Annotated in this window: 19 protein-coding genes; 8 read left to right on the plus strand and 11 right to left on the minus strand. The window is 69.7% G+C overall.

From position 1 onward, the window contains the following. Positions 1-120: 120 nt before the first annotated feature. The 5 genes from pyrE to LUX31_RS20425 form a co-directional block, all read right to left on the minus strand. Entirely contained in the window at positions 121-675 is a 555-nt protein-coding gene (pyrE, locus tag LUX31_RS20405) for an orotate phosphoribosyltransferase (RefSeq protein WP_235476227.1), read from the minus strand. A 20-nt stretch (positions 676-695) separates the two neighbouring features. Continuing rightward, entirely contained in the window at positions 696-1484 is a 789-nt protein-coding gene (locus tag LUX31_RS20410; protein ID WP_235476228.1) for an aldose epimerase family protein, read from the minus strand. 153 nt (positions 1485-1637) lie between these two features. Then, positions 1638-2462, minus strand: coding sequence for an SRPBCC family protein (locus LUX31_RS20415; RefSeq protein WP_235476229.1), 825 nt, complete (start codon positions 2460-2462; stop codon positions 1638-1640). 250 nt (positions 2463-2712) lie between these two features. After that, a complete protein-coding gene (locus LUX31_RS20420; protein ID WP_235476230.1) occupies positions 2713-4356 on the minus strand; it encodes a polyamine aminopropyltransferase in 1644 nt (547 codons plus the stop codon). Positions 4357-4464: 108 nt separating this feature from the next. After that, positions 4465-4983, minus strand: coding sequence for a DUF2617 family protein (locus LUX31_RS20425; RefSeq protein ID WP_235476231.1), 519 nt, complete (start codon positions 4981-4983; stop codon positions 4465-4467). A gap of 806 nt (positions 4984-5789) precedes the next feature. On the opposite strand from LUX31_RS20425, the gene LUX31_RS20430 reads away from it, so the two are divergent. Then, positions 5790-6992 carry a pyridoxal phosphate-dependent aminotransferase gene (locus LUX31_RS20430; RefSeq protein WP_235476232.1) on the plus strand — a complete coding sequence of 401 codons (1203 nt, stop codon included), beginning with the start codon at positions 5790-5792 and terminating at the stop codon, positions 6990-6992. Positions 6993-7159: 167 nt separating this feature from the next. On the opposite strand, the gene LUX31_RS20435 is transcribed toward LUX31_RS20430, so the two are convergent. The 4 genes from LUX31_RS20435 to LUX31_RS20450 all read right to left on the minus strand — a co-directional run bounded on the left by LUX31_RS20435 (position 7160) and on the right by LUX31_RS20450 (position 11301). Next, a complete protein-coding gene (locus LUX31_RS20435; protein ID WP_235476233.1) occupies positions 7160-7690 on the minus strand; it encodes a YbjN domain-containing protein in 531 nt (176 codons plus the stop codon). A 102-nt stretch (positions 7691-7792) separates the two neighbouring features. After that, positions 7793-10414, minus strand: coding sequence for an ATP-dependent chaperone ClpB (gene clpB / locus LUX31_RS20440; RefSeq protein WP_235476234.1), 2622 nt, complete (start codon positions 10412-10414; stop codon positions 7793-7795). Between the two features lie 327 nt (positions 10415-10741). Further along, complete coding sequence (locus LUX31_RS20445) at positions 10742-11095, minus strand: hypothetical protein (RefSeq protein ID WP_235476235.1); 354 nt, start codon at positions 11093-11095, stop codon at positions 10742-10744. A gap of 5 nt (positions 11096-11100) precedes the next feature. Next, positions 11101-11301, minus strand: a complete 201-nt coding sequence (locus LUX31_RS20450; protein ID WP_235480202.1) for a hypothetical protein — start codon at positions 11299-11301, stop codon at positions 11101-11103. A gap of 87 nt (positions 11302-11388) precedes the next feature. On the opposite strand from LUX31_RS20450, the gene LUX31_RS20455 reads away from it, so the two are divergent. Beyond that, entirely contained in the window at positions 11389-12402 is a 1014-nt protein-coding gene (locus LUX31_RS20455) for a helix-turn-helix transcriptional regulator (RefSeq protein ID WP_235476236.1), read from the plus strand. 17 nt (positions 12403-12419) lie between these two features. Further along, on the plus strand, positions 12420-13433 hold the full coding sequence (locus LUX31_RS20460) for a helix-turn-helix transcriptional regulator (protein ID WP_235476237.1): 1014 nt from the start codon (positions 12420-12422) through the stop codon (positions 13431-13433). Here the strand turns inward: LUX31_RS20460 and LUX31_RS20465 are convergent. Next, positions 13348-14448: a helix-turn-helix transcriptional regulator gene (locus tag LUX31_RS20465; RefSeq protein WP_235476238.1), complete on the minus strand. Its 1101-nt coding sequence runs from the start codon at positions 14446-14448 to the stop codon at positions 13348-13350. The two genes, LUX31_RS20460 and LUX31_RS20465, sit on opposite strands and share 86 nt — an antisense overlap. Positions 14449-14851: 403 nt before the next feature. Between LUX31_RS20465 and LUX31_RS20470 the strand changes: the two genes are divergently transcribed. The 3 genes from LUX31_RS20470 to LUX31_RS20480 are packed head-to-tail and all read left to right on the plus strand — an operon-like array spanning position 14852 to position 18203. Then, positions 14852-16396: a circularly permuted type 2 ATP-grasp protein gene (locus LUX31_RS20470; RefSeq protein WP_235476239.1), complete on the plus strand. Its 1545-nt coding sequence runs from the start codon at positions 14852-14854 to the stop codon at positions 16394-16396. Continuing rightward, positions 16393-17334 carry an alpha-E domain-containing protein gene (locus LUX31_RS20475; protein ID WP_235476240.1) on the plus strand — a complete coding sequence of 314 codons (942 nt, stop codon included), beginning with the start codon at positions 16393-16395 and terminating at the stop codon, positions 17332-17334. The genes LUX31_RS20470 and LUX31_RS20475 overlap by 4 nt, the downstream gene beginning before the upstream one ends. 26 nt (positions 17335-17360) lie before the next feature. After that, positions 17361-18203 (plus strand): transglutaminase family protein, encoded by an 843-nt coding sequence (locus tag LUX31_RS20480; RefSeq protein WP_235479988.1) that lies wholly within the window; start codon positions 17361-17363, stop codon positions 18201-18203. A gap of 36 nt (positions 18204-18239) precedes the next feature. On the opposite strand, the gene LUX31_RS20485 is transcribed toward LUX31_RS20480, so the two are convergent. After that, the gene (locus LUX31_RS20485; protein ID WP_235476241.1) at positions 18240-19349 is read right to left on the minus strand and encodes a sugar ABC transporter substrate-binding protein; all 1110 of its coding nucleotides are present in this window, start codon (positions 19347-19349) and stop codon (positions 18240-18242) included. A gap of 323 nt (positions 19350-19672) precedes the next feature. Here LUX31_RS20485 and LUX31_RS20490 point away from each other — a divergent pair, with 323 nt between their 5' ends. After that, the gene (locus tag LUX31_RS20490) at positions 19673-21661 is read left to right on the plus strand and encodes a PA14 domain-containing protein (protein ID WP_235476242.1); all 1989 of its coding nucleotides are present in this window, start codon (positions 19673-19675) and stop codon (positions 21659-21661) included. A gap of 136 nt (positions 21662-21797) precedes the next feature. Further along, positions 21798-23504: a fibronectin type III domain-containing protein gene (locus tag LUX31_RS20495; protein WP_235476243.1), complete on the plus strand. Its 1707-nt coding sequence runs from the start codon at positions 21798-21800 to the stop codon at positions 23502-23504. Positions 23505-23506: the final 2 nt, after the last annotated feature.

The raw sequence follows: 23506 nt of genomic DNA on the forward strand, positions 1-23506 counted from the left end.
CTGCTCTCCTCCGACCTGATCCGCCGGGCAGGCCCTGGACCCGGCTGCGAGACCTGGGAAGCGACGTCATCGTCGCCCCCATCTTTCCAGACGTTTCCCACCAGATGTCCTGCCAGGTGGTCAGTCCAGTCCGAGGTCGCTCTTCGAGTACGCGAAGAGGTACGGGACCCCGGCCCCGTCCGCGATCTTCTCGGCGGCCCCGGTCGCCCGGTCGACGATGGTCGCCACGCCCACCACCTCGGCGCCGGCCTCGCGCACGGCGGCCACGGCGGTGAGCGGCGAGTCACCGGTGGTGGACGTGTCCTCGACGACGAGAACCCGCCGCCCCGCGATGCTCGGCCCTTCCACCCGCTTCTGCATCCCGTGCGCCTTGGCGGCCTTCCGCACGACGAACGAGTCGAGACGCTGTCCGCGAGCGGCGGCGGCGTGCAGCATGGCCGTCCCGACGGGGTCGGCACCCATGGTCAACCCACCCACGGCGTCGAACTCCAACCCCGCCTCCGCCGCCAGATCGAGCAGCACCTGCCCAACCAGCGGCGCGGCCTCGCCGTCGAGGGTGATCAGACGGAGGTCGATGTAGTAGTCGGCCTCGATCCCCGAAGACAGGGTCACCTTGCCGTGCACCACGGCCTTGTCCTTGATCTGCTGCAGCAGCGCGCCGCGTACGTCACTCATGGCAGCCAGCCTAGACGGGCTCAGAGGCTGCGCCAGGTCCAGGTCATGGCGGCCTCCAGGGGCTCGATGGGCGTGACGAGCCGCGGGAGGGTGTTGAGCCCGTTGGGCGGCCCGGTCTGCGGCTCCACACACACGGCGGCGTCCTGCTCGTCGTACACGACGACCCATTCCTCGGGGCTGGTCACTTTCAGCTCCAGCAGCTGCGGCCAGGTGAGGGTGACGTCGACACCGCCGGGCATCCCGAAGCAGTCGTCCCAGGGCCCGGGCTTCGGATCGATCCGCTTCCCGGTGGGCAGGTGATCGTCCCCGCGCTTCTCCTGCCAGGCGGCCGCAAAGTCCACCTCGACGTCCTCACCCCCGAGGTTCCGGTTGAACCAGGGGTGCCAGCCGATCTGCGCGGGAAAGGAATCGGCGTACGTCTCCACGGACATGGTGAGGGTGAGACTGCCCGGGGTCAGCGAGACGACCTGCGAGACGCGCCCTGCGTAGGGCCAGGGCTCCACGAGGTCGTACGTGATGACGGCCTCGTCGGCGGTCCTGCGGGCTACGCGCCAGGCGCCGTCGCGGACGGTGCCGTGGATGGCGTGCGGTGGGGAGTTGAGGGGGAGTTGGCGTACGGTGCCGCCGTCGAGGAACCGGCCGTCCCGGATGCGCCCGCACCACGGGACCATCGGAAAGCACCCGAACCGCTCGCCCTGGCGCAGCAGTTCGACGCCGCCGACCCGCAGTCCGCCGACCCGCCCGCCGTTCCCCGGCTGCAGGGTCACCTCCGCGTCACCCGCGGCCAACGTAATGTCATCGCTACTCACGCACCGACCCTACCGACTTCCTCGCCCCCGCTGTCGGCCTGGACGGCCTTGTCCTCCCAGCCCGTCCGGCGTTTGAGGACAAGGGGGTTCGGGGGCGGAGCCCCCGAGGATGGGAACGGGTAAGGGCGGCGGGGGCGAAACAAACCCCACCGATCACCGCCGCCTCCGCAAAACCCGCCCCGCCACGATCACCGACGCCACCACCAACGCCGCAGCCGGCGCAGCCCACCGCAACGTCACACTCCCCGACACCTGCTCAGGCGGCGGCACAGGCGCATACCGCCCCCGAGGAGGCGCATGATCGACCTCCTCCGCACTACGCCCGATCATCGTCCGCCGCGCATGAGCCGCCTCCGCCGGCGGCTCCCCCGCATCCACGAACCCCTCGGAAACCGGCTCCCCCTCGTCGAGAACATCGTCGTCGAGCGCATCAGGCTGATCGGACTCATCAGGCCCATCAGAAAGATCGGCGTCGGAAACCTCGACGTCCACAACGACCGTAGGCACCGCAGCCGCAGACTCCTCGGCCTCCTCGGAGCCCTCCCCCGCGACCTCCCCCAGGTTCTCCCCGAACCGCCGCACCAACCGCACCCCCGCAGCGGCAACAGCATCCGCCGGAAGCTCGGACACCCGCCCGTCGGCGGTCACCGTCCCCCCGAACACCAACGCCGAACCACCCTCAACACCCCGCACGCGCAACGTCAGCGCGAGCTTCACCGCCCCACCGCCCCGCACCTCGACGGCATCGCCCTCCACCACGTACGCGTCCACATCCACGGCAGAGACCCGCAACGACCCGCGATACGTGATCGTGTGGCCCCCGACCCGCACCTTCAGCCGCCCCGCGACCCCGGAGACGGCGGGCTCGGTGCCCGCGTCCTGCTGGAGTCCGGGCACCGCCCGGGCGATGCGCGCGGGGTCGGCGAGCACGTCCCTCAGCCGCTCTGCCGGAACCGGAACGAACACCTCATGCTCCATAACAGCCGAGCGTACCCAGCACGACCGGACCCGCACCCGCGCATCCAGGGATTGCCCCGAGATCCACACCCACGCGGCCCCACGCCCAACCGCCGTGACCACCGCCACCACCGCGGCCACCGCGACCGCGACCGCGACCACCATCACCAGCGCGACCACCGCCGACACCGCCACCGCCAGACCGCCAGCGCCACCGCGACCACCACCACCAGCGCCACCGCCACCGCCACCGCCACCGCCACCGCCACGATCAGTACCGCGGATGCACCAACGTCGAAGCCCGCACCCCCACCACCCGCATCCGCTCCGCAGCCCGCGCATCCGCCTCCAGCCCCGCCTGACCGAGCGTCCGCAGCCGAGGCCCACCGCCCCCACCCACCCTCAGCCGGGGCGCCGCCCCCTCGGCCGTGGCCAGCACGAACCCCCAGTCGTGCGGCGCCCGCGCCGCCCCCGACGCCGTACGGTCCGGCCCCGCCGCGAAGCCCGCGTCCCGCCCGCCCACGCGGTACGGCACCGTACGCAGCCCCGCCGCCCGGACGGTCGCCTCGACGGTCCAGAAGACGTGCGGCCGGGACTCGACCGGCCCGCCGTGCACGACCAGCCGGCCCCCGTCGGTCAGCACCTGGCGCGCCAGCCCGTAGAACTCCTGCGAGTACAGCTTCGTACTCGCCGTGATCCCCGGATCGGGCAGATCCGAGACGACCACGTCGTACGCGGCCCGCGCCCCCCGCAGCAGCCGGAAGGCGTCCGCCGTGGTCACGTGCACGCGCGGATCGTCGAACGCGTGCGCGTTCAGGGCGGCGAGGGCAGGGTCCGTGCGCGCCAGCCGCACCACCCCCGCGTCGAGTTCGACGACGTCCACCCGCCGTACGCCCGGGTACCGCAACACCTCCCGCGCCGCCAGCCCGTCGCCGCCGCCGAGGACGAGCACGCGCGCGTGCGGCCCGTTCATCGCGGGATGGACGAGCGCCTCGTGGTAGCGCCGCTCGTCACGCCCGCTGACCCGCAGCCGCCCGTCCAGGAAGAGGTCCAGCGGACGGCCGTCCGTGCCACCGGTGAGGACCACCTCCTGTACGTCCGTCCGCAGCGCCACTCGTACGTCGTTGCCGTACACCGCCTGCCGGGCGGCCCGTTCGAAGTCGTCGACGAGTACGGCCGCGGCGGCCAGCAGCCCGATCACGGTCACGTTGGCCACCACCAGCAGCCAGCGTCCGCGCCGGGTGAGGTCCCGCCGGAACAGGCCGAGGACGAGGGCGCCGCCGACCAGCGCGTTGACGGTGCCGGTGAGCAGCGCGCCGGTGAGCTGCCCCAGCCAGGGGAGGAGGAGGAAGGGAAAAGCGAGCCCTCCGACCAGGGCACCCACGTAGTCCGCGGCGAACAGGTCGGCGACCGCGCCGCCCGCGTCCTGGCGGCGGATGCGCTGGATCAGCTCCATCAGCAGCGGCACCTCGGCGCCGATCAGCAGGCCGATGGCGAGGGAGAAGGTGACCAGAAGGACGCGGGGGCCGTGCGCCCACAGGCCGCCCCAGTCGCCGGTCCACGCGAACACCGCGTACAGGGCCATCGCGCTGCAGCCGCCGACCAGCGCGAGCGCCGCCTCGACCGCGCCGAAGCCTGCGGCGGCCCGGCAGCGCAGGCGTTTCGCGGCGAGCGAGCCGATGCCCATCGCGAACACCATCACGGAGAGCACGACGGAGGCCTGGGTGACCGAGTCGCCGATCAAGTACGAGGCGAGCGCGACGAGTTCCAGTTCGTACACCAGTCCGCAGGCCGCACAGACGAAGACGCAGGCGAGGACCAGGAACCGGCCGGTGCCGGGCCGGACGGGCAGCCGCGCGGGAGCACCCCAGGGCGGGGGGCTGCCCGGCGGGGCCGGCACGTGCGGTTCGATCACGCTGGGAACGCTACGTCACACTCCGCGTGCGCTTCGTCACCCACACGTGTGGTCCTTGTTTACGCGGAGGAAGTTGATGTGAAGCCCACCCGGGCCTCTCACGATCCCTCACAGAGCCGCCGTCACCCGCACCCCGACCCGCGTCCTGGTCGCCACCAGCTGCCCGTCCTGCGGATAGGCGTGCCAGGTCCGCCAGTGGACCTGCCCCTCGTGCCGCTGGGCCAGCATCGCGGTGAAGGCGTGCGGGCTGCCGGGGAAGACACCGGCCAGGCCGTTCGGATGGTCGGCGACCAGGGCCAGCAGCTCCTGGGCGCGCCCGGCGAACGACCCCGGCGACAGGACCTCCACTCTCGCCGCGAATTCGTACTCCCAGTCGCCGACCCGCTTGGCCACGCCGAGCGGGAGAGGGGTGCTGGAACCCGGGATGCACGCGACCGTCTCCGAACAGATGCCCTGTTCCTCCTCCAGAAGCACCTGGTGGGAGGCGCCGAGGAGTCTCAACTGGAGCTTCGCGTCCGCGAGTTCTAGGTCGAGGGTGGCGAGGGCGGGCAGCGGTTCCCGGCCCAGGGTCCAGGCGAGGTCGGCCGCGCGCGTGTCGGTGTAGGCGGTGTTCAGGGTCGTGAGCATGGATCGGCTCCGCTAGCACGCAAAGGGAGGTGTGGATGAGCAAGGCGTGGGGTCCGGCGCGCTCCGGTCGACACGGGTCGACACCGGGAGATCAGCCCAGTCATGAGGAACATCCAGGGGCAAGGGACGTCCGAGGGGCTGTGTTGGTGATTTAGAGGGAATCATGAACGGTGGCGCCGTCACAGCGTTTTTACCCAACTTCGTGGGCTTTCCATCCCTCAGAGGGCTCCACAGCTCAACTGTTCAACTACGGCGTACGCCCGAGCGTGCGAACAACCCCCGCGAGCGGGGTGACGGGGGGGCACGTCACGAACGTACGAGCGCCCGCCGGGACGACGAATACGATCGTCCTCCCGGCGGGCGCTCCCCCCGCGGTCCGGATGCGGTTCCCCGTTCCGGAGCTCAGCTGCCCCGTGTCAGCTGCCTCCGCCGCATCCGCCCCCGCCGCCTCCCCCGCAGGACGACCCACCGCCGCAGGACGAGCCCCCTCCGCAGGAGGAACCCGTGCCGCATGACGTACTGCTCCCGGAGTGCCCGGAGCCGCTGGAGCCCGCCGCTCCGCCGGCCCACCAGCTGTTCCTGCTCCTGCGCTGACGGAGCCGGGCGGCCCGGACCGTCACGGTCACGACGATGAACAGGCTCGCCAGCATGACAAGGGCGATGATGGCCACGGCCATGGCGTCACCCTCCTTTCGTTCCCCCGAGGCGGCCCCCCGTGGGCGCCTCGCCGTCTTGCGTGACGTGGGGATGCCCGCCTGTCTCATCTGCCAAAGCAGAGTTGAGGAAGTTCAGAGCTTCGGCGCAGGATGACGACCATGACCAGCAGCGCACGCCCCCTCCTCAATCGCCGGCTCGCCGAGTTCGGGACGACGATCTTCGCCGAGATGTCGGCGCTCGCCGTCGCCACCGGCTCGATCAACCTCGGCCAGGGCTTCCCGGACACCGACGGTCCGGAGGAGATCCGCGAGGCGGCCGTACGGGCACTGCGCGACGGCCGCGGCAACCAGTACCCGCCGGGCCCCGGCATCCCCGAGCTGCGCACGGCGATCGCGGCGCACCAGGAGCGCCGGTACGGACTGTCGTACGACCCCGACCGCGAGGTCCTGGTGACGGCGGGCGCGACGGAGGCGATCGCGGCGACCCTGCTGGCGCTGCTGGAGCCGGGCGACGAGGTGATCGCCCTGGAGCCCTACTACGACTCCTACGCGGCGTGCATCGCGATGGCGGGCGCCGCGCGGGTACCGGTCACACTGCGCCCCCACGAAGGCTCGTTCCGCCTGGACCTGGACGAACTCCGAGCAGCCGTCACCCCCCGCACGCGCCTCCTCCTGATCAACACCCCGCACAACCCGACGGGCACGGTCCTGACCCGCGAAGAACTCACGGAGATCGCCCACCTCGCTGTCGAACGCGACCTGCTGGTGGTCACCGACGAGGTGTACGAGCACCTGGTCTTCGACGACGCCGGCCATCTGCCGCTGGCCTCCTTCCCGGGCATGCGCGAACGAACGGTCTCTATCGGGAGCGCCGGGAAGACGTTTTCGTTCACCGGATGGAAGGTGGGCTGGGTCACATCGACCCCGGACCTGGTGACAGCGGTCCGCTCGGCGAAGCAGTTCCTGACGTATGTGTCGGCGGGCCCGTTCCAGTACGCGGTGGCGGAGGCGCTGAGCCTCCCGGACAGCTACTTCACCGCTTTCCGCGAGGACATGCGGGAGAAGAGGGACCTGCTGTCGGCGGGCCTGAGGGAGGCGGGCTTCGAGGTCTTCACCCCCGCGGGCACGTACTTCATCACCACGGACATCCGCCCCCTGGGCGCTGTGCTGTCCGAAGACGGCGACGGCTTCACCTTCTGCCGAGCCCTGCCGGAAAGGGCGGGAGTGGTGGCCATCCCGAACGCGGTCTTCTACGACCACCGCGAGGAGGGCGCCCCGTTCGTACGGTTCGCGTTCTGCAAGCGGACATCGGTACTGGAGGAGGCGGTGGCCCGCCTGAAGCACCTGGCGTAGTCAGCCCGTCCGGCGTTTGAGGACGAGCGCGTCAGCGCGACAGGGGGGTCTGGGGACGCAGCCCCCAGGGATGGGACGGGTAGGGGCGGCGGGCGAGACAATCCCACCCGGAAACGGCGAGAGCCCGGCCACCGCGGCCGGGCTCCTTCGCGTACAAGCGCAAACGACTACTCTTCGTCGTCCTCGGGCTTCTCCGCCTCGTCGATCTCCTGCTCAAGGCCGAGCTGCTCGACGAGCCACTTGTCGAACTCGATCGCGGCCCGCACCCAGCTCACCGTCGACGACACGAAGTGCTCCAGGCTGACGCCCGTCCCGATCAGCATCTGCGCCTCGCCGATCAGGCGCACGGTGCCGTCGTCGTGGGTGTGGCTGTACACCTTGGGCCACAGGGTCCGCCGGTTCCAGTCGTCGATCGACTCCAGAAGCAGGGGCTTCTCCTCGATCTGGTGGGGCCGGTCGTAGAACGTCCGCACCGAGAAGACCTGCTGGTCACCCTCACCGCGGAACATGAAGTACGTACGGAACTGCTCCCACGGCGCCGCGAGGTCACCCTCGTCGTCGACGACGTACTTCAGCTCCATCTGTTCGAGGAGCTGCTTCACAAGGTCCTGATCCGGGACGACGGGGCCCGCCGGACCTTGCGGCTGCGGCTCGGGCTGGCCCCCGAAGTTAGGAATCGAGGACGGGTCGATGGTCACCGTGAATTTCCCTTCGTACGGATTCCGCCATCCTCTCCCATCCGGGGCGGGGGGTGGCAACCCCCGCCCCCGACGGTTCACCGATGGTTGGCGAAATTCAGCTCAGAGCGTCTTTCCGCTCACGCCGGGTCCCGTTTCCCCGGTCGCCGGCCCCACGATCAACCCCTCCCCGAACGCGTCCACCCGTACCGTGTCCCCGTCCTTGACCTCGCCCGCCAGGATCTCCTTGGCGAGGCGGTCGCCGATGGCCGTCTGGATCAGGCGGCGGAGGGGGCGGGCGCCGTACGCGGGGTCGTTGCCCTCGTCGGCGAGCCAGGCCAGGGCGGCCGGGGTGACGTCCAGGGTCAGGCGGCGGTCGGCCAGGCGCTTGGCGAGGCGGCCGATCTGGAGGCCCGCGATGCGCTCCAGTTCCGCCCTGTTCAGCGCGGAGAAGACCACCAGGTCGTCCAGGCGGTTCAGGAACTCCGGCTTGAAGGAGACCCGGACCACCTCCAGCACCTGCTGCTTCTTCTCCTCCTCCGACGTCAGCGGCTCGACCAGGAACTGGCTGCCCAGGTTCGACGTCAGGATCAGGATCGTGTTGCGGAAGTCGACCGTGCGGCCCTGGCCGTCCGTGAGGCGGCCGTCGTCGAGTACCTGGAGCAGGATGTCGAAGACCTCCGGGTGGGCCTTCTCGACCTCGTCCAGGAGCACCACGCTGTACGGGCGGCGGCGCACCGCCTCGGTCAGCTGGCCACCCTCCTCGTATCCGACGTAGCCGGGAGGCGCGCCGACCAGCCTCGCCACGCTGTGCTTCTCGCCGTACTCCGACATGTCGATGCGGACCATCGCCCGCTCGTCGTCGAAGAGGAAGTCGGCCAGGGCCTTCGCCAGTTCTGTTTTTCCTACGCCCGTGGGGCCCAGGAAGAGGAAGGAACCCGTGGGACGATCCGGGTCCGCGATGCCCGCCCTCGTCCTCCGCACCGCGTCCGACACCGCCTGTACCGCCTCCGACTGGCCGATGAGCCGACGGCCCAACTCCTCCTCCATGCGCAGGAGTTTCTGGGTCTCGCCCTCCAGAAGGCGGCCGGCCGGGATGCCGGTCCAGGCGCCGACCACGTCCGCGATGTCGTCGGGGCCGACCTCCTCCTTGACCATGGTGTCCTTGGAGGCCTCCTCCTCTTCCTCCGAGGCTTCCTCCAAGTCCCGTTCCAGGGTGGGGATCTCGCCGTAGAGGAGCTTGGAGGCGGTGTCGAAGTCGCCGTCGCGCTGGGCCCGTTCGGCCTGGCCGCGGAGTTCGTCGAGCTTCTCCTTCAGCTCGCCGACCCGGTTGAGGGACTGCTTCTCCTTCTCCCAACGGGCCGTCAGACCGCGCAACTCCTCCTCCTTGTCGGCGAGATCGCGGCGCAGCCGTTCCAGGCGCTCGCGCGAGGCCGGGTCGGTCTCCTTCTCCAGCGCGAGTTCCTCCATCTTCAACCGGTCGACGGCGCGCTGGAGTTCGTCGATCTCGAGGGGGGAGGAGTCGATCTCCATGCGGAGTCGGGAAGCCGCTTCATCCACCAGGTCGATCGCCTTGTCGGGGAGGAAGCGGGAGGTGATGTACCGGTCGGAGAGGGTGGCGGCGGCGACCAGCGCGCTGTCGGCGATGACGACCTTGTGGTGGGCCTCGTAACGGCCCTTGAGGCCGCGCAGGATGGCGATCGTGTCCTCGACGCTCGGCTCCGCCACCAGTACCTGCTGGAAGCGGCGCTCCAACGCCGGGTCCTTCTCGATGCGTTCGCGGTACTCGTCGAGGGTCGTCGCGCCGACCATGCGCAGTTCGCCGCGCGCCAGCATCGGCTTCAGCATGTTGCCGGCGTCCATCGAGGAGTCGCCGCCGGCGCCCGCGCCGACGACCGTGTGGAGTTCGTCGATGAAGGTGATGATCTGGCCGTCGGAGTCCTTGATCTCCGCGAGGACCGTCTTCAGGCGCTCCTCGAACTCACCGCGGTACTTCGCCCCGGCGACCATCGCGCCCAGGTCGAGGGCGACGAGGCGCTTGTTCTTCAGGGACTCGGGCACGTCGCCCTTGACGATGCGCTGGGCGAGGCCCTCGACGACGGCGGTCTTGCCGACGCCGGGCTCACCGATGAGGACGGGATTGTTCTTCGTACGACGGCTGAGCACCTGGACGACCCGGCGGATCTCCTGGTCGCGGCCGATGACCGGGTCGAGCTTGCCCTCCCGCGCGGCGGCCGTGAAGTCCGTACCGAACTTCTCCAGGGCCTTGTACTGGCCCTCGGGGTCGGCTGTGGTCACGCGACGCCCTCCCCTGCTCTTCTGGAACGCGTCCAGCAGCTTCTTCGCGCCGGCGCCCTGCTGGGAGAGTACGTCCCCGGCGGCGCCGCCCTTCGCGGCGATGCCGATGAGGAGATGCTCGGTGGAGAGGTACTCGTCGCCCAGCTCCTTCGCCCGTTCGGCCGCATCGGCGATGACCGCGAGAAGTTCCCGGTTGGGTTGTGGGGGTGCGACAGTCGCGCCGGTCACGCTCGGCAGCGAGGCCAGTACGCGTTCGGCGCCCGAGCGTACGGCGGCCTGGTCGGCCTCGACGGCGGCCAGCAGGTCGGTGATGTTCTCGTTGTCCTGGCCGCTGAGCAGCGCCAGCAGCAGATGCGCCGGGGTCAGATCCGCGTGACCTCCGGACACGGCCTTGCTGCTGGCCGCGTTGATCGCGTCCCGGCTCCTGTTGGTCAGCTCGGCGTCCACGGTCGCTGTCTCCTCTCCACGGCTCTCCCTGCATGACTGACACAGCCAACGTACACAAAGTTGAGTCTATTCCACTCAAGGTGGGGCCGGAGGGCGGACAGACCGAAAAGCCGCCCATCCTCATGACGGATGGACGGCCGAGATCACCGAGCGGGAAGCGCGGTAACGATCACTTTCAGCCAAGCGAGCGCTTGCCATACCCGGGGCGAGATGCCGCTAAACCCGAACATTTCCCGTAAAACTGCAGCGGCGTCACCGTGTTCAGGTCACGGTGACGCCGCTGCGGGGGGAAGCACCTGAGCGATCTACTGCGACGGGGGAATCGCGTCAGGCACTGCGGGGGGTGGCTGAGATGGTCTGTACGTCCTGGATATCGGGGATATCCGGGATGTCGGGGTGGTCCAGCCGGTGGTCGCGCTGATCCAGGTTCACAAAGATCATTCCGTACCGGATGGCACACCGTACGGGCTGCGGCGCCCCCCGAGGCCGCCGCAGACACCGGTACGCCCGTACGTCCTCGTCGTCGTCCCGCGTCACGACAACCGGCTCTCCGAACACGGTCACCATCAGCGAGTCACCGCTGTGGGGGACGGCGGTGACCAGGTCGATGAAGTGCCAGCCGGAGCGGTAGGCTGTGGCCATTTCGCGGCGGAACGAGCGGTCGTCGGGTGGGGTTGTCATCACACTCAGTCCCACTTGCTGTCCGCGGGAGTGGTCGTCGCGTCACTCACAGCCTCGTCGGCCACATACTGGACGCCGTCCGCCTTGTGTGCGTCGCTACTCACACCGGAGAGGCCGGCCACTGTTCCGAAGGCCACAACGGCGGAGAAGGCGGCGACAAGCACCGAGCGAAGCATTCTGTTACGCATAGTCGGCTTCGTCCTCACTTGAAGGTCCCCTTCTTCCCCCGTCTGATAAGACGATGGCTTATTCAGGCACGTCATGGCCACACGATCGGTGCATCATGTTCCTGCATGTTCAGGACCCTGGGGGGTGGAGATTTGGTAGCAAATGGGACTAAGGCGACACATCCCCATGCGGTGACCGAACTGTGTGTGGAGGGAACCCGCCTTTATTCAAACGCCCTGCGTACGGGACGCATCCTGCGGGCGGACGTCGAGCCCGCTCCCTGCCTGATGGAGTTCGCCCTCCTTCAGCCCGACCCCGATGACGCCAACTGGTTGCGTCCGGTTCCGCCGTCGGTCGCGCTGGCCCAGCGGCTCAATCCACTGGAACGCGAGATCGCCGAGCAGCGACGCCAGTCGATCGCGCTCTCCGAGCTCTTCGAGCCGTTCATGGCCCTGAGCGCCCAGGAAGCCACCCCGACCCACTCGATCACGGTGCTGGAAGGCCTCGACCGCATCAACTCGGCACTCGACCTGGCCACCGCCCAGTGCCAGGTCGAGATGCTCACCATCCAGCCCAGCGGCCACCGCAGCTCCGAGAACCGGCTCGTGGAGGCACTGGACCGAGACCGGCCGATGAGCGACCGCGGAGTGCGGATCCGGACCCTCTACCAGCACACAGCCCGCTACAGCCCCGAGCGACTCGCCTACGTGGACCAGTTCACGGACGGTAAAGCCGAGTACCGCACCATCGACGAACTCGTCGAGCGCCTCATCATCTGCGACGAAACCGTGGCCTTCATCCCCATCCGTGACGACCGCCAGGTGGCCCTGGAGATCCGTCACACGGGGCTCGTCCGCTATCTGGTGAAGGTCTTCGAGTTCATGTGGGGACGCGCGGTCCCCCTGAGCGCCGGCGCTCCCTACGAGACCGACCCCGACGGCATCACCGACATCCAGCACTCCATCGCCAAACTGCTCATCGAAGGCCACGTCGACGAGGCCATCGCCCGCCGCCTCGGTATGAACGTCCGCACGTGCCGAGCCCACATCGCCAAGCTGGCCACCGCCCTGGGCAGCGGCAGCCGCGCCCAGCTCGGCTATCTCATCGCGCAGTCCGGGCTCCTGGACCAGGAACGCTAGGACGGGAGGAGTCACCAGTGGCCGATGTGCACCCGCACGGGGCCGAGAGACTGTGCGAGGCGGGCATGAGCCTGTACGTCCGCGCGCTGCGCGAGGGCCACATATCGGCGGACGAGACCGCTGCCACCCCCTGCCTGATCGACTTCGGGCTGCTCCAGCCCGACCTCGAAGACGTGCGCCGACTGCGTCCACTGGCCCCCGCGGTGGCCCTTCCCCGGCTGTTGCGCGAAAGCTCGGAGGACATCGCCAGGCGGCGACAGAGCGAGGCACGGCTGGCCGAACTGTTCGAACCGCTCATGCGCGCCGACATCCCGGACACAGCGACCGACACACCCATGATCGGCATTCTCAGCGGCTTCGACCGGATCAACCTGGTCATCGCCCAGACCCTGGCGGACGCCTCCAGCGAACTTCTCGCCATCCAGCCCTACTCGGGCCGCCCCATCACGACTCTGACCGCCCTGGAACGCGACCAGGCCCTCCTCGACCGGGGCGCGTGCATCCGCACCCTTTACCAGCACACGTTCCGCCACTCCCCCGCCATCCGCGCCCGCTACGAACAGCTGAGGGGCGATGCCGAGGCACGCACCCTCGACGAGGTCACCGACCGGCTCATCGTCGTCGACCGAACCGTTGCCTTCATCCCCGCCAGCAAGGACCGCACCCTCGCCCTGGAAGTCCGCCACCCGGTCCTCGTGAACTACCTCGCCACCACCTTCGACCGCCTGTGGCGCCTGGCCACCCCCATGTACCCCGAGGCGGTCCAGCCCCCGTCCCGCAACGGCATCACCCCCCGCCAACAAGCCATCGCCGCCCTCCTCGTCGAAGGCCACACCGACGCCGTCATCGCCGCCCGCCTCGGTATGAACGTCCGTACCGCCCGCGTCCACATCGCCAAACTCGCCGCCACCCTCGGCAGCGAAAGCCGCGCCCAACTCGGCTACCTCATAGGACAGTCGGGGATTCTGGAGCACAAGCAGGAGCCGGACCCGGAGTCGAACCAGGCTCAGCCGCCGGCCCGGGAAGGCTGAGGGCGCCGCCCGGGTCCCCCAGACCCGGCGCCCCCGGCGGCCCGTCCAGCCCCGTCTGTGCGATCCGCACCCCCAGCTGCGTCCGGCTCGCCGCCCCCAGCGTCTCCGAGAGGCGGGCGATGTGCGCCCGGCACGTTCGTACGCTGATGCCCAGCCGTTCCGCGACGACCGCGTCCTGGTGGCCCTCGGCGAGGAGGGCGGCGATCGAGCGCTCCCGGTGCGAGATGCCCTCGATGCCCGTGTCGGGGAGCGGAGCCGTCAGCGGGACGGCGAGGCGCCACAGACGGTCGAAGACCGTGACCAGGTACTGGACCAACGCCGGGTGGCGGATCTCCAGGGCGACCGTCCGCTCCGCGTTCGCCGGGATGAAGGCCACCGTGCGGTCGAAGAGGATCAGCCGCTCGACCACCTCGTCGAGCGTGCGGGCCTGGACCGTGTCGCCCATCAATTCGAGGTAGTTGAGCAGGCCCTGGCCGTGCCGCGCCACATGGTTGTAGAGGTCCCGCATCCGCACTCCGCGCCGGCGGAGTTCGAGTGCCCGGTGCAGGCCCTCCGAGAGTTCGTACTCGCGGCGGATGCCGCCGGGCTGCACGGTCAGCACCTCGGTCGTGCACGCGTCCGTCGCCTCGTCCATTGCGGCCTGGATACGGGCGAGACCGTCCAGGACGCGCAGGGCGGTGCCCTCGCCGGCGCCCGGGGACTGGATCTGCTCGCCCAGGGCCGCGTACCACTCGAACGCCGCCACCGCCGAGCCCACGCGCCGCTGGCTCACACTGACCTCGTCGTAGACACCGCGCAGCAGCCGGGTCATGACCTCCTGCGGGGAGGTCGGCACCAGCCAGGCCATGTCGTCGGGGTCGGGGTGCAGCAGCGCCAGCTCGAGCAGGCACGGCACCGCCTCCGCGTCGAGGCGCCGCACACGGCCCCGCCGTACGGCCCGGGAATACACGCGATCCCCGGCCTCGCACAGTCGGTCAGCACCGTGTGGATGCTCGTCCGTCCCGTGCCCGGCCATCGCCCATCCCACCCCTGCGTCCAGCCCTGTTTGCAGCGCAACTATGCGCGGCCCGGACGTGGTCCGCAACACGGCTCCGCCCGTCACGCGCCCCCGATCCCCCTACTATGTCCGACTTTCGCCCCTCCTCCGCCCGTGTCCCTGCAACAAGCTGACGGTGGTGGGGCGTTGTTCGTGAGGGCATTGTGGAAGGCGCTTCCCATGGACGTAACGGGGGCGCCTACGGGTGCACGGGGGAACGTCCGAAGCCGCCCCGGCAGGGTGCCCCCATCCGGCCGGGGCATCAGGCTGCCCCGAACCGCGCGCCGCAAACCCGGGAGAAAGCGCGTACCACACCATTCGCGCAAACTGCCGGAAACCACTCAGAGATCGTCCCGTTACGTCCCGCCCCTACCGTCAGGCCATGGCGGACATATTTGACGCATACGCGTTGGCCGACGCGTGGGACGAGATGTTTGTGCGGCCGGGTGAGGTCAGGACCGCCTATGAGCCGGTACTGGCGGCGCTCCAGCCCATCGAACCGACCGAACTGCGCTTCCGCGCCGACCAGATGGCCCGGGCCTTCACCGACCGCGGGGTGACCTACGCCTTCGCGGGCGAGGAGAGACCCTGGCCGCTGGACCTCGTACCGAGGATCCTCGACGCGCTGGAGTGGGACCTCATCCAGCGCGGGGTCGCCCAGCGGGTGCGGGCCCTGGAGGCCTATCTCGCGGACGCCTACGGGCCCTGCCGGGCCTTCGAGGACGGGGTCGTACCCTGGCGGCTGCTGCTCGGCTCGGACCACTTCCACCGGGCCGCCCACGGCATCGAGCCACCGGGCGGGGTACGCATCCATGTCGCCGGCATCGATCTCGTCCGCGACGAGGCCGGTGACTTCCGGGTCCTTGAGGACAACGTCCGGGTGCCGTCCGGGGTGTCGTACGTCATCGAGAACCGGCGGGCGATGACCCGTATCTTCCCGTCCCTCTTCGCCGAGCAGCACGTCGTCCCCGTCGACGGCTACGCGCAGCGTCTGCTGGCCGCCCTGCGCGCCGCCGCGCCCGACGGGGCGAGTGATCCGCGGGTGGTGGTCCTCACCCCAGGGCCCAACAACGCCGCCTACTTCGAACACGCCCTGCTGGCCCGGCTGATGGGCGTGCAGCTGGTCGAGGGACACGATCTGGTGTGCCGCAACAACCGGGTGTGGATGCGGACCACGCGCGGTGAGGTACCCGTCCATGTCGTATACCGGCGGCTGGACGACGACTTCCTCGACCCGCTCCATTTCCGGCCCGATTCGGTGATCGGCTGCCCGGGCATCCTGAGCGCCGCTCAGGCGGGGACCGTCACCCTCGCCAATGCCGTCGGGAACGGCATCGCCGACGACAAGCTGCTCTACACGTACGTACCCGATCTGATCCGGTACTACCTCTCTGAGGAACCGATTCTTCCGAATGTCGAGTCGTTCCGGCCCGACGAGCCGGGGCAGTTGGAGGCCGTTCTCGACCAGATCGACCAGCTGGTCATCAAGCCGGTCGACGGCGCCGGCGGCCAGGGCATCGTCATCGGGCCGAAGGCCGACCGGGAGACCCTGGAGGAGTGCCGGCGGGCGGTGGCCGCCGATCCGCGCGGTTGGATCGCCCAGCGGCCCGTCGCCCTCTCCACCTCCCCCACCCTGGCCGGCGAGCGGATGGCGCCGCGCCACATCGATCTGCGCCCGTTCGCCGTGAACGACGGCAGCGACATCTGGGTCCTGCCGGGCGGGCTCACGCGCGTCGCGCTCCAGGAGGGCAACCTCATCGTCAACTCCAGCCAGGGCGGCGGCTCCAAGGACACCTGGGTGCTCGCCGAGGGCCCCACCGAGAGCCCGGACCCCGAACCGGCCGGCGCACTCCCCGAGGTCGCCCCGCGCCAGCACGGCCCCGACGGCAACCTCACCCTCGTACAGGAAGGGGCGCAGCAGCAGTGAACGACGTGATCCTTTCCCGGATAGCCGAGGCCCTGACGTGGACGGGCCGTTACGTGGAGCGGGCCGATGCCACGGGCCGCATCCTGGACGCCTATCTGCACCGCCTGTTGGAGGACCCCTGGCGCGACGAGGACGCGGCCTGCCGCTCCCTGTACGCCATCCTCGGCGTCGACGCGGGCGGCCAACCCGTCGACATGCAGCAGGTGTTGGACCAGCTCGCCTTCGACGCCCGTTCGACGTGTTCCATCGAGGGGGCTCTCGGGGCTGCCCGGTTGAACGCCCGCAGTGCGCGCGAGGCGGTGTCGTCGGAGATGTGGGAGTGCCTCAACTCCACCTGGCACGCCCTCGCCGACCAGCGGCTCGCGGCCCGACGCACGGGCCCGTACGCCTACTTGGAGCTGGTACGGCGTCGCGCGGCCCTCTTCTTCGGGCTCGCGGACTCCACCATGAGCCGCGACGACAGCTGGCGTTTCGTGGTCCTTGGGCGGAGCCTTGAGCGGGTGGACATGACCGTACGGCTGTTGTCGGTACGGGTGTTGGACGCCGCGCATGCCCCGGACTGGCCGACCTTGCTGAGCGCGTCCGGCGCCGACGAGGCGTACGCGCGGGTGTACGGCGGATTCGGCGACACCCCGAGAGTGGCCGAATTCCTGCTGCTCGACCGGGACTTCCCGCGTTCGGCGCTGCACGCTCTCACCACGGCCGAGGAGTGCCTCGCGGCGCTCGGCCGTCCGCGCCAGGATCCGGCCCGCCGACCGATCGGACGGCTGCGGACCAGACTCGAGTATCTGGACTCGCAGGCCATGGAAGACCAACTCCCGTCCCTCCTCCGGGACTTGCAGGCTGCCTGCATGGCCTCGGCGGAGGCGGTCGCCGAGAGGTTCTTCCCGTACCAGGGGCCCGTGGAGTGGGCCCAGGAAGGAGCGCGAGCAGTATGACGAGCATCATGTCGACGAGCGCGCCGATGACCCGCCGGCTCCGTATCCGGCATGTCACCCGGGTCGCGTACGCGCAGGCCGCGGTCTCCTCGCACAACGAGGTCCGGATGACCCCGCTGACGCTCCCCGGCCAGACGACGCTGGACGCCCGGGTCACCGTGAACCCGACGACGCCGACCTGGTCGTACTGGGACTACTGGGGCACGCAGGTCACCGGTTTCGACCTGATGGACCCGCACGCCGACCTCACGATCACCGCCCAGAGCCTGGTCGAGACGGCCCCGCCGGGCCCCCTGGACCCCGCGCCGAGCTGGGCCGAGGTGGCCGAACGGACCGCGAAATCCCGCCTGTTGGAGTACGCGACGACCACCACGCGTACGACGGTCCCGCCCGAGTTGGTCGAGCGGGCGCGGGAGGTGGCGGCGGGCCTCGATCCGCACGGGACGGCGACCGCGGTGTCGGCGCTGGTCGCGGACCGGGTGTCGTATCTGCCCGGTACGACGGGCGTGAACACGTCGGCGGCGGAGGCGTGGGAGCAGGGCGCGGGCGTCTGTCAGGACATCGCGCATGTGACGATCGCGCTGCTGCGGGGCATCGGTCTGCCCACCCGGTATGTCTCCGGTTACCTCCACCCGGAGCGGGAGGCGGAGCTGCACCGCCCGGTGGAGGGGCAGTCGCACGCCTGGGTCGAGTACTGGGCCGGCGACTGGTGCGGCTACGACCCGACGAACCGGACACGCGCCGACGAGTCCCACGTGGTGGTGGGCCGGGGGCGTGACTATGACGACGTGACACCGCACAAGGGCGTGTACCGGGGCGTGGCCGGGGGGCCGCCGGAGGTGACGGTGGAGTTCACGCGGGTGGCGTGAGGCAGTGGCCCTGGGACAGTTCGCTGCCCCAGGGCGCTACTTCAGGCCGATGGCCTCGCACTCGTCCTCGTACTTGGCCGTGCAGATGTCGGACACCTTGTAGATGCCGTCCTCGATGACCGTGGTCTTGATGTTGAGCTTCGTCAGGGCGACGACGCTCACGAGCTGGGCCGGGACGTCCTTGTCGGTCGGGCTGTCGACCTTGTCCCGGGTGAGGGCGTCGAACTGGATGTCGCGGCCCTGGATGCGGGCGACGGCCATCTCGGCCGCCGTCTCGGCCTCCTGCGGGTACGACTTGTAGACGCTCATGTACTGCTCGCCGGAGAGGATCCGCTGTACGGCGGCCAGTTCGGCGTCCTGCCCGGTGATCGGCGGCAGCTTGGTGACGCCGGCTGCCTCCAGGGCCTCGATGATGCCGCCCGCCATACCGTCGTTGGCGGAGTAGACGCCGGCGATGTTGTCCTCGCCGATGGAGGCGATCGCCCTCGTCATGTTCGACTTGGCGTTCTCGGGCTTCCAGTCCTTGGTGTCGAAGGACTGCGCGATCGTCACCTTGCCCTCCAGCTCGGAGAGGGCGCCCTCCTTGAACTGGGCGGCGTTCGGGTCGGTCACCGACCCGTTCATCATGACGATCTTCGCGGCGGGGTCGACGTCACCGCCGAGGGCCTCCAGGAGGGAACGTCCCTGCACCTCGCCGACGAGTTCGTTGTCGAAGGAGATGTACGCGTCGATGGGACCCTCGGCCAGCCTGTCGTACGCGATGACGGGAATCCCGGCTTCCTTGGCCTTCTTGACCCCGCTCGCGATGGCGTGCGCGTCCACGGCGTCCAGGAGCAGTACGTCGACCTTGTCGTCGATCATCTTCTGGAGCTGCTCGGCCTGCTTGTCGGCGTCCGCCCCGGCGTTGGCGTAGTCGACCCGGCCCTGGCCGTTGGTGAGCGACGCGACCTTGTTCTTGATGATCGGGTAGTCGAACTTGTCGTACCGGGTGTTCTCCGTTTCCGGAAGCAACAGCCCCACCGTGATGTCGTTGCCCTTGGTCGGGGTCGCCTCGGCGGTCTCCCCGCCGGCCTCGAGTACTCCGCAACCCGCGGCGAGGGAGACCATCGCCGTGGAGGCGGCCACGGCTATGGAAATACGACGCATACGGGGCGTTCTGGGCATTGAGGGACTCACTTCAGGCGTTTCGGGGACGAGGACGCAGCAGTGCGACCCATGTGGCTGAAAGCCAACGTCGACGAGCACCCGGACGTCAAGCGGAACTACTTAACGAGATGGCAACATCACGCTCCGCTGCCCTGTGGAGAAGCGGCGAATGTCTGCACAAACAGCCGCCGCACAGCCGCCGCACGCCCTCCACCCGATGCCCGGTACAACCAAGTGCATTCCTCGCGAGTCATGATCATTGACAGCTCGACTCCGCCGTCCCCGACACGGGCACGATGGACACGACGGATGCGAAGGACCGAATGATCTCAGCCAGATGTACGACGGCCAGGGCGACCGCGAGGGCCGCCTCCGCGACCGCGGTCGTGCTCGCCACCGCAGGCGGACTGCTCACCGCGGTCGCGGCGGCACCCGCCTCGGCGGCCCCGGTGACGTGCGAATCCCCCGCCTTCAAGCGGCAGTTCTTCGGCAACGCGACCTTCTCCGGCACCGCGAAGCGGACGGACTGCGACGCGGCGATCGACTCGAACTGGGGCGCCAAGGCCCCCGCGGCCGGCCTCCCGAAGGACAACTTCTCCGTCCGCTGGACGGTGACGCGCGACTTCGGCTCGGGCGGCCCCTTCGCCCTGTCGGCGGCGGCCCAGGACGGTATCCGCGTCTACGTCGACGGCGTACGCAGGATCGACCTGTGGAAGAACGTCACGGCGACCCGCACCAAGACGGTGAACCTCGCGATCCCGTCCGGCAAGCACACCGTGCGCGTCGACTACGCGGCCTGGACGGGCAACGCGAACATCAAGTTCGCCTACACGCCCCGCACTTCGGCGGCCGTGGACAAGGTCAAGCCGCTGGCCCCGACGGCGCCGACGGTCACGTACGACAAGACGACGGGCAAGGCGAAGCTCACCTGGGCGAAGAACAGGGAGATGGACCTCGCGGGGTATCGCGTCTACCGCGCCCTGAAGGGCACCCAGTTCGGCAGCACCCCCCTCGCAACGACCACGGCCACGACGTACACGGACGCCTCGGTCCCGAAGACCGGCGAGACGTACGCCTACGAGGTCCGCGCCCGCGACAAGGCCGGCAACCTGTCGGCGGGCAGCGCGGACGTGAGCGTGACGACGGTCGACAAGACCGGGCCGGCGCAGGTCACCGGGGTCAAGGTGACCGTGGGGGCGTCCACGCTGCGGCTCGACTGGAACGCGGTCCACGACGCGTCCTCGTACAGCGTCCACCGCGCGAGCGCGCCGGAGGGCCCGTACACGCGGATCGCCGACTCGCTCGCCGGCACCTCCTACACGGACGTGACAGCGGACATCAAGCAGCGCGCGTACTACCGGATCACGGCCGTCGACAAGCTCGGCAACGAGTCCGTCGCGTCCGCGACCGCCGACCCCGGCGAGCCGGACACCACCGCGCCCGACCAGGTCACGGGTCTGCAGGCGAAGGGCACCACGGCGGGCAACGCGGTCCGCTGGCAGGCGTCCTCGGCGGACGTGGAGCACTACCAGGTGTGGGCGGTCCCGGCCGGCCAGTCGTCCGACCCGGACGGCCCGGACATCGTGACGGGGACGTCGTACAACGACGCGGTGGCGGAGGTGGGCGCGGCGGTCACGTACCGCGTCCAGGCGGTCGACGCGTACGGGAACATCTCGCCGGTGTCGGAGACGGTCACGGCGACCCGGCCCGCCCCGGGCGAGTCGGCGACGCCCACGGGACTGACGGCCACGCCGCGCGACAGCGGCACCCAACTCACCTGGGACTACTCGACCGACAGCACCCGGTACGGCTACCGGATCTACCGCCGGGTCGGTACGTCGGAGGCGTGGACGAGGCTGAGCGAGGACGACTACACGTCACTGGTCTTCGACGACACCGCGGCCCCGGCCGGCCCCGCCCAGTACTACGTGACCGTGAACGACCAGTACGGCAACGAGTCGGCCCCCACGGGACTGGTCACGGTGAACCGGGCGACCCCGGCGACACCGACCGCGCCGGCACCGCCGACGATCGCACTGTCCGCCCCGTACACGCAGTGCACGGCGAACGACTGCGTGGCGCATGGCGGTTCGGGGACCCCGCTCAAGGTGACCCTGACTCCGCCTTCGGACCGTCTGATCTGGGGCTACGAGTACAGGTTCAGCGGCGACACGGCCTACACGAGGACACCGGACCCGACGGTGACGTGGACACCGCCCGCTTCGGGCACGTACACGTTCGAGGTGCGGACGGTGGACTACTACGGGGGCCGGACGGGGGCGGCGGCGACGGTGCAGTTCAGGGTGGGCTGAGTCCCACCGGCATCAGACAGCTCAGAAATCAAAAATAATCACAATAGGCATACAACCAATCCACATCCTCACGAGTCCTGATCGTCAACGGCCCATTTCTCGCCGTTGACGATCAGGACTCGAAGGACCGACCGCATTGAACCCAGCCAGACGCACGACGCAGGCAGCCACCACCGCCCTCGTGCTCGCCACCGCCGGCACCCTGCTCAGCACCACAGCCCCGGCCGCCTCCGCCGCGACGACGTGCACTTCGCCCGTCTACAAACGGCAGTTCTTCGCGAACACCGCCTTCTCCGGCACGCCGAAGAGGACCGACTGTGACGCCGCCATCGCCGAGAACTGGGGCGCGAAAGCCCCGGCCACCGGCCTCCCGAAGGACAACTTCGGGGTGCGCTGGACGGTGACCCGGGACTTCGGCTCCGGCGGGCCGTTCACCTTCACCGCCGCCGCGCAGGACGGCATCCGCGTCTACCTCGACGGCAAGGTCAAGGTCAACGTCTGGAAGAACGTGACGTCGACGGCGAAGAAGACCGTCAACCTCACCGTCCCGTCCGGCAAGCACACCCTGCGCGTCGACTACGCGTCCTGGACGGGCAACGCGAACGTCAACTTCGCCTACACGCCCCGGACTTCGGCGACGGTAGACAAGATCGCGCCGCTCACCCCGGCCGCCGTCTCGACGACCTACGACAAGGGAACGCGGAAGACGACCGTCAAGTGGACGAGGAACAAGGAGATGGACCTCGCCGGTTACCGCGTGTACCGCCGGCTCAAGGACAGCGACGCGTGGAAGCGCCTGCCGACCACGACGGCGGTGACGTACACCGACGCCACGCCCGCGACCGGCGACACGTACTTCTACGAGGTCCGCGCGGTCGACAGGGCGGGCAACGAGTCCGTCGGCACCGCCGACAAGCCCGTGACCACTCTCGACAGGACAGCCCCCGCGATCCCCTCCGGCGTCACGGCGAATGACGAGCAGCCCGGGATCACGGTGTCCTGGAACCCCGTACCCGGCGCGGCGAGTTACGTCGTCCACCGGCACTGGCAGTACGGCGACGGCCCGGTGAAGGTGGCGACGGTGACGTCCACCGCCTGGACCGATGTCAAGGTGAACGAGCGCCAGTCCTACAGCTACTGGGTCACAGCGGTCGACAAGGCCGGCAACCAGTCCGCCCGGTCGGCGTCCGTCGGGGTGGAGCGCGGCGACTTCGCGCCCTCGGCGCCCACCGGCCTGACCGCCACGACGACGGCAACCGGGATCGCGCTGACGTGGAAGGCGCCCACCGGGCCGAGTTCGTCGGACCTGAGCAAGTATCGGATCTACCGCGACGGCCGGTTCGTCGGCGAGGTGGGACCGAGCCGGACCTCGTACGCCGACATCCGCGTACAGCAGGGCGTCACATACACGTACGCGGTGACCGCCGCGGACATCGACAACGAGTCCGTCGCCTCGGCCCCGGTCACCGCCACCGCACCGGCCACGGGCCTCGCCCCGGCGCCGGTGACCGGGCTTCGCGGGGCCATGAACGGCACCGACATCGATCTGGTCTGGGACCGCAGCCCGGAGGACGACGTCGAGTACTACAACGTCTACCGCGGTGTCCTGATCGACGGCGTCTGGCAGTACGAGCAGTGGACCCGCGACTACAGCCTCCGCCAGCCCGGAACCGACCAACCCCTCGTCGGCTACAGCCATGAGATCTACTACCCCCTGGGCGTGACCGTCCGCTGGGCCGTGCTCGCCGTCGACTCGTACGGCAACTCCCGGTTCGACACCGGCGAGGAGTTCTCGTACGTGACGGTGACGGAGCCCGCGGCGGACCCGGAGGCAGCCGAGTGAAC

The sequence above is a fragment of the Streptomyces sp. GQFP genome, assembly GCF_021545335.1.
Classification (GTDB): domain Bacteria; phylum Actinomycetota; class Actinomycetes; order Streptomycetales; family Streptomycetaceae; genus Streptomyces.

Bases quoted from the DNA above. Each gene is read 5' to 3' on its own strand.
- pyrE (WP_235476227.1), bottom strand. From the start codon at position 675: ATGAGTGACGTACGCGGCGCGCTGCTGCAGCAGATCAAGGACAAGGCC.
- LUX31_RS20415 (WP_235476229.1), bottom strand. From the start codon at position 2,462: ATGGAGCATGAGGTGTTCGTTCCGGTTCCGGCAGAGCGGCTGAGGGAC.
- LUX31_RS20425 (WP_235476231.1), bottom strand. From the start codon at position 4,983: ATGCTCACGACCCTGAACACCGCCTACACCGACACGCGCGCGGCCGAC.
- LUX31_RS20430 (WP_235476232.1), top strand. From the start codon at position 5,790: ATGACGACCATGACCAGCAGCGCACGCCCCCTCCTCAATCGCCGGCTC.
- LUX31_RS20445 (WP_235476235.1), bottom strand. From the start codon at position 11,095: ATGACAACCCCACCCGACGACCGCTCGTTCCGCCGCGAAATGGCCACA.
- LUX31_RS20455 (WP_235476236.1), top strand. From the start codon at position 11,389: ATGTTCAGGACCCTGGGGGGTGGAGATTTGGTAGCAAATGGGACTAAG.
- LUX31_RS20465 (WP_235476238.1), bottom strand. From the start codon at position 14,448: ATGGCCGGGCACGGGACGGACGAGCATCCACACGGTGCTGACCGACTG.
- LUX31_RS20470 (WP_235476239.1), top strand. From the start codon at position 14,852: ATGGCGGACATATTTGACGCATACGCGTTGGCCGACGCGTGGGACGAG.
- LUX31_RS20480 (WP_235479988.1), top strand. From the start codon at position 17,361: ATGACCCGCCGGCTCCGTATCCGGCATGTCACCCGGGTCGCGTACGCG.
- LUX31_RS20485 (WP_235476241.1), bottom strand. From the start codon at position 19,349: ATGCGTCGTATTTCCATAGCCGTGGCCGCCTCCACGGCGATGGTCTCC.
- LUX31_RS20490 (WP_235476242.1), top strand. From the start codon at position 19,673: ATGATCTCAGCCAGATGTACGACGGCCAGGGCGACCGCGAGGGCCGCC.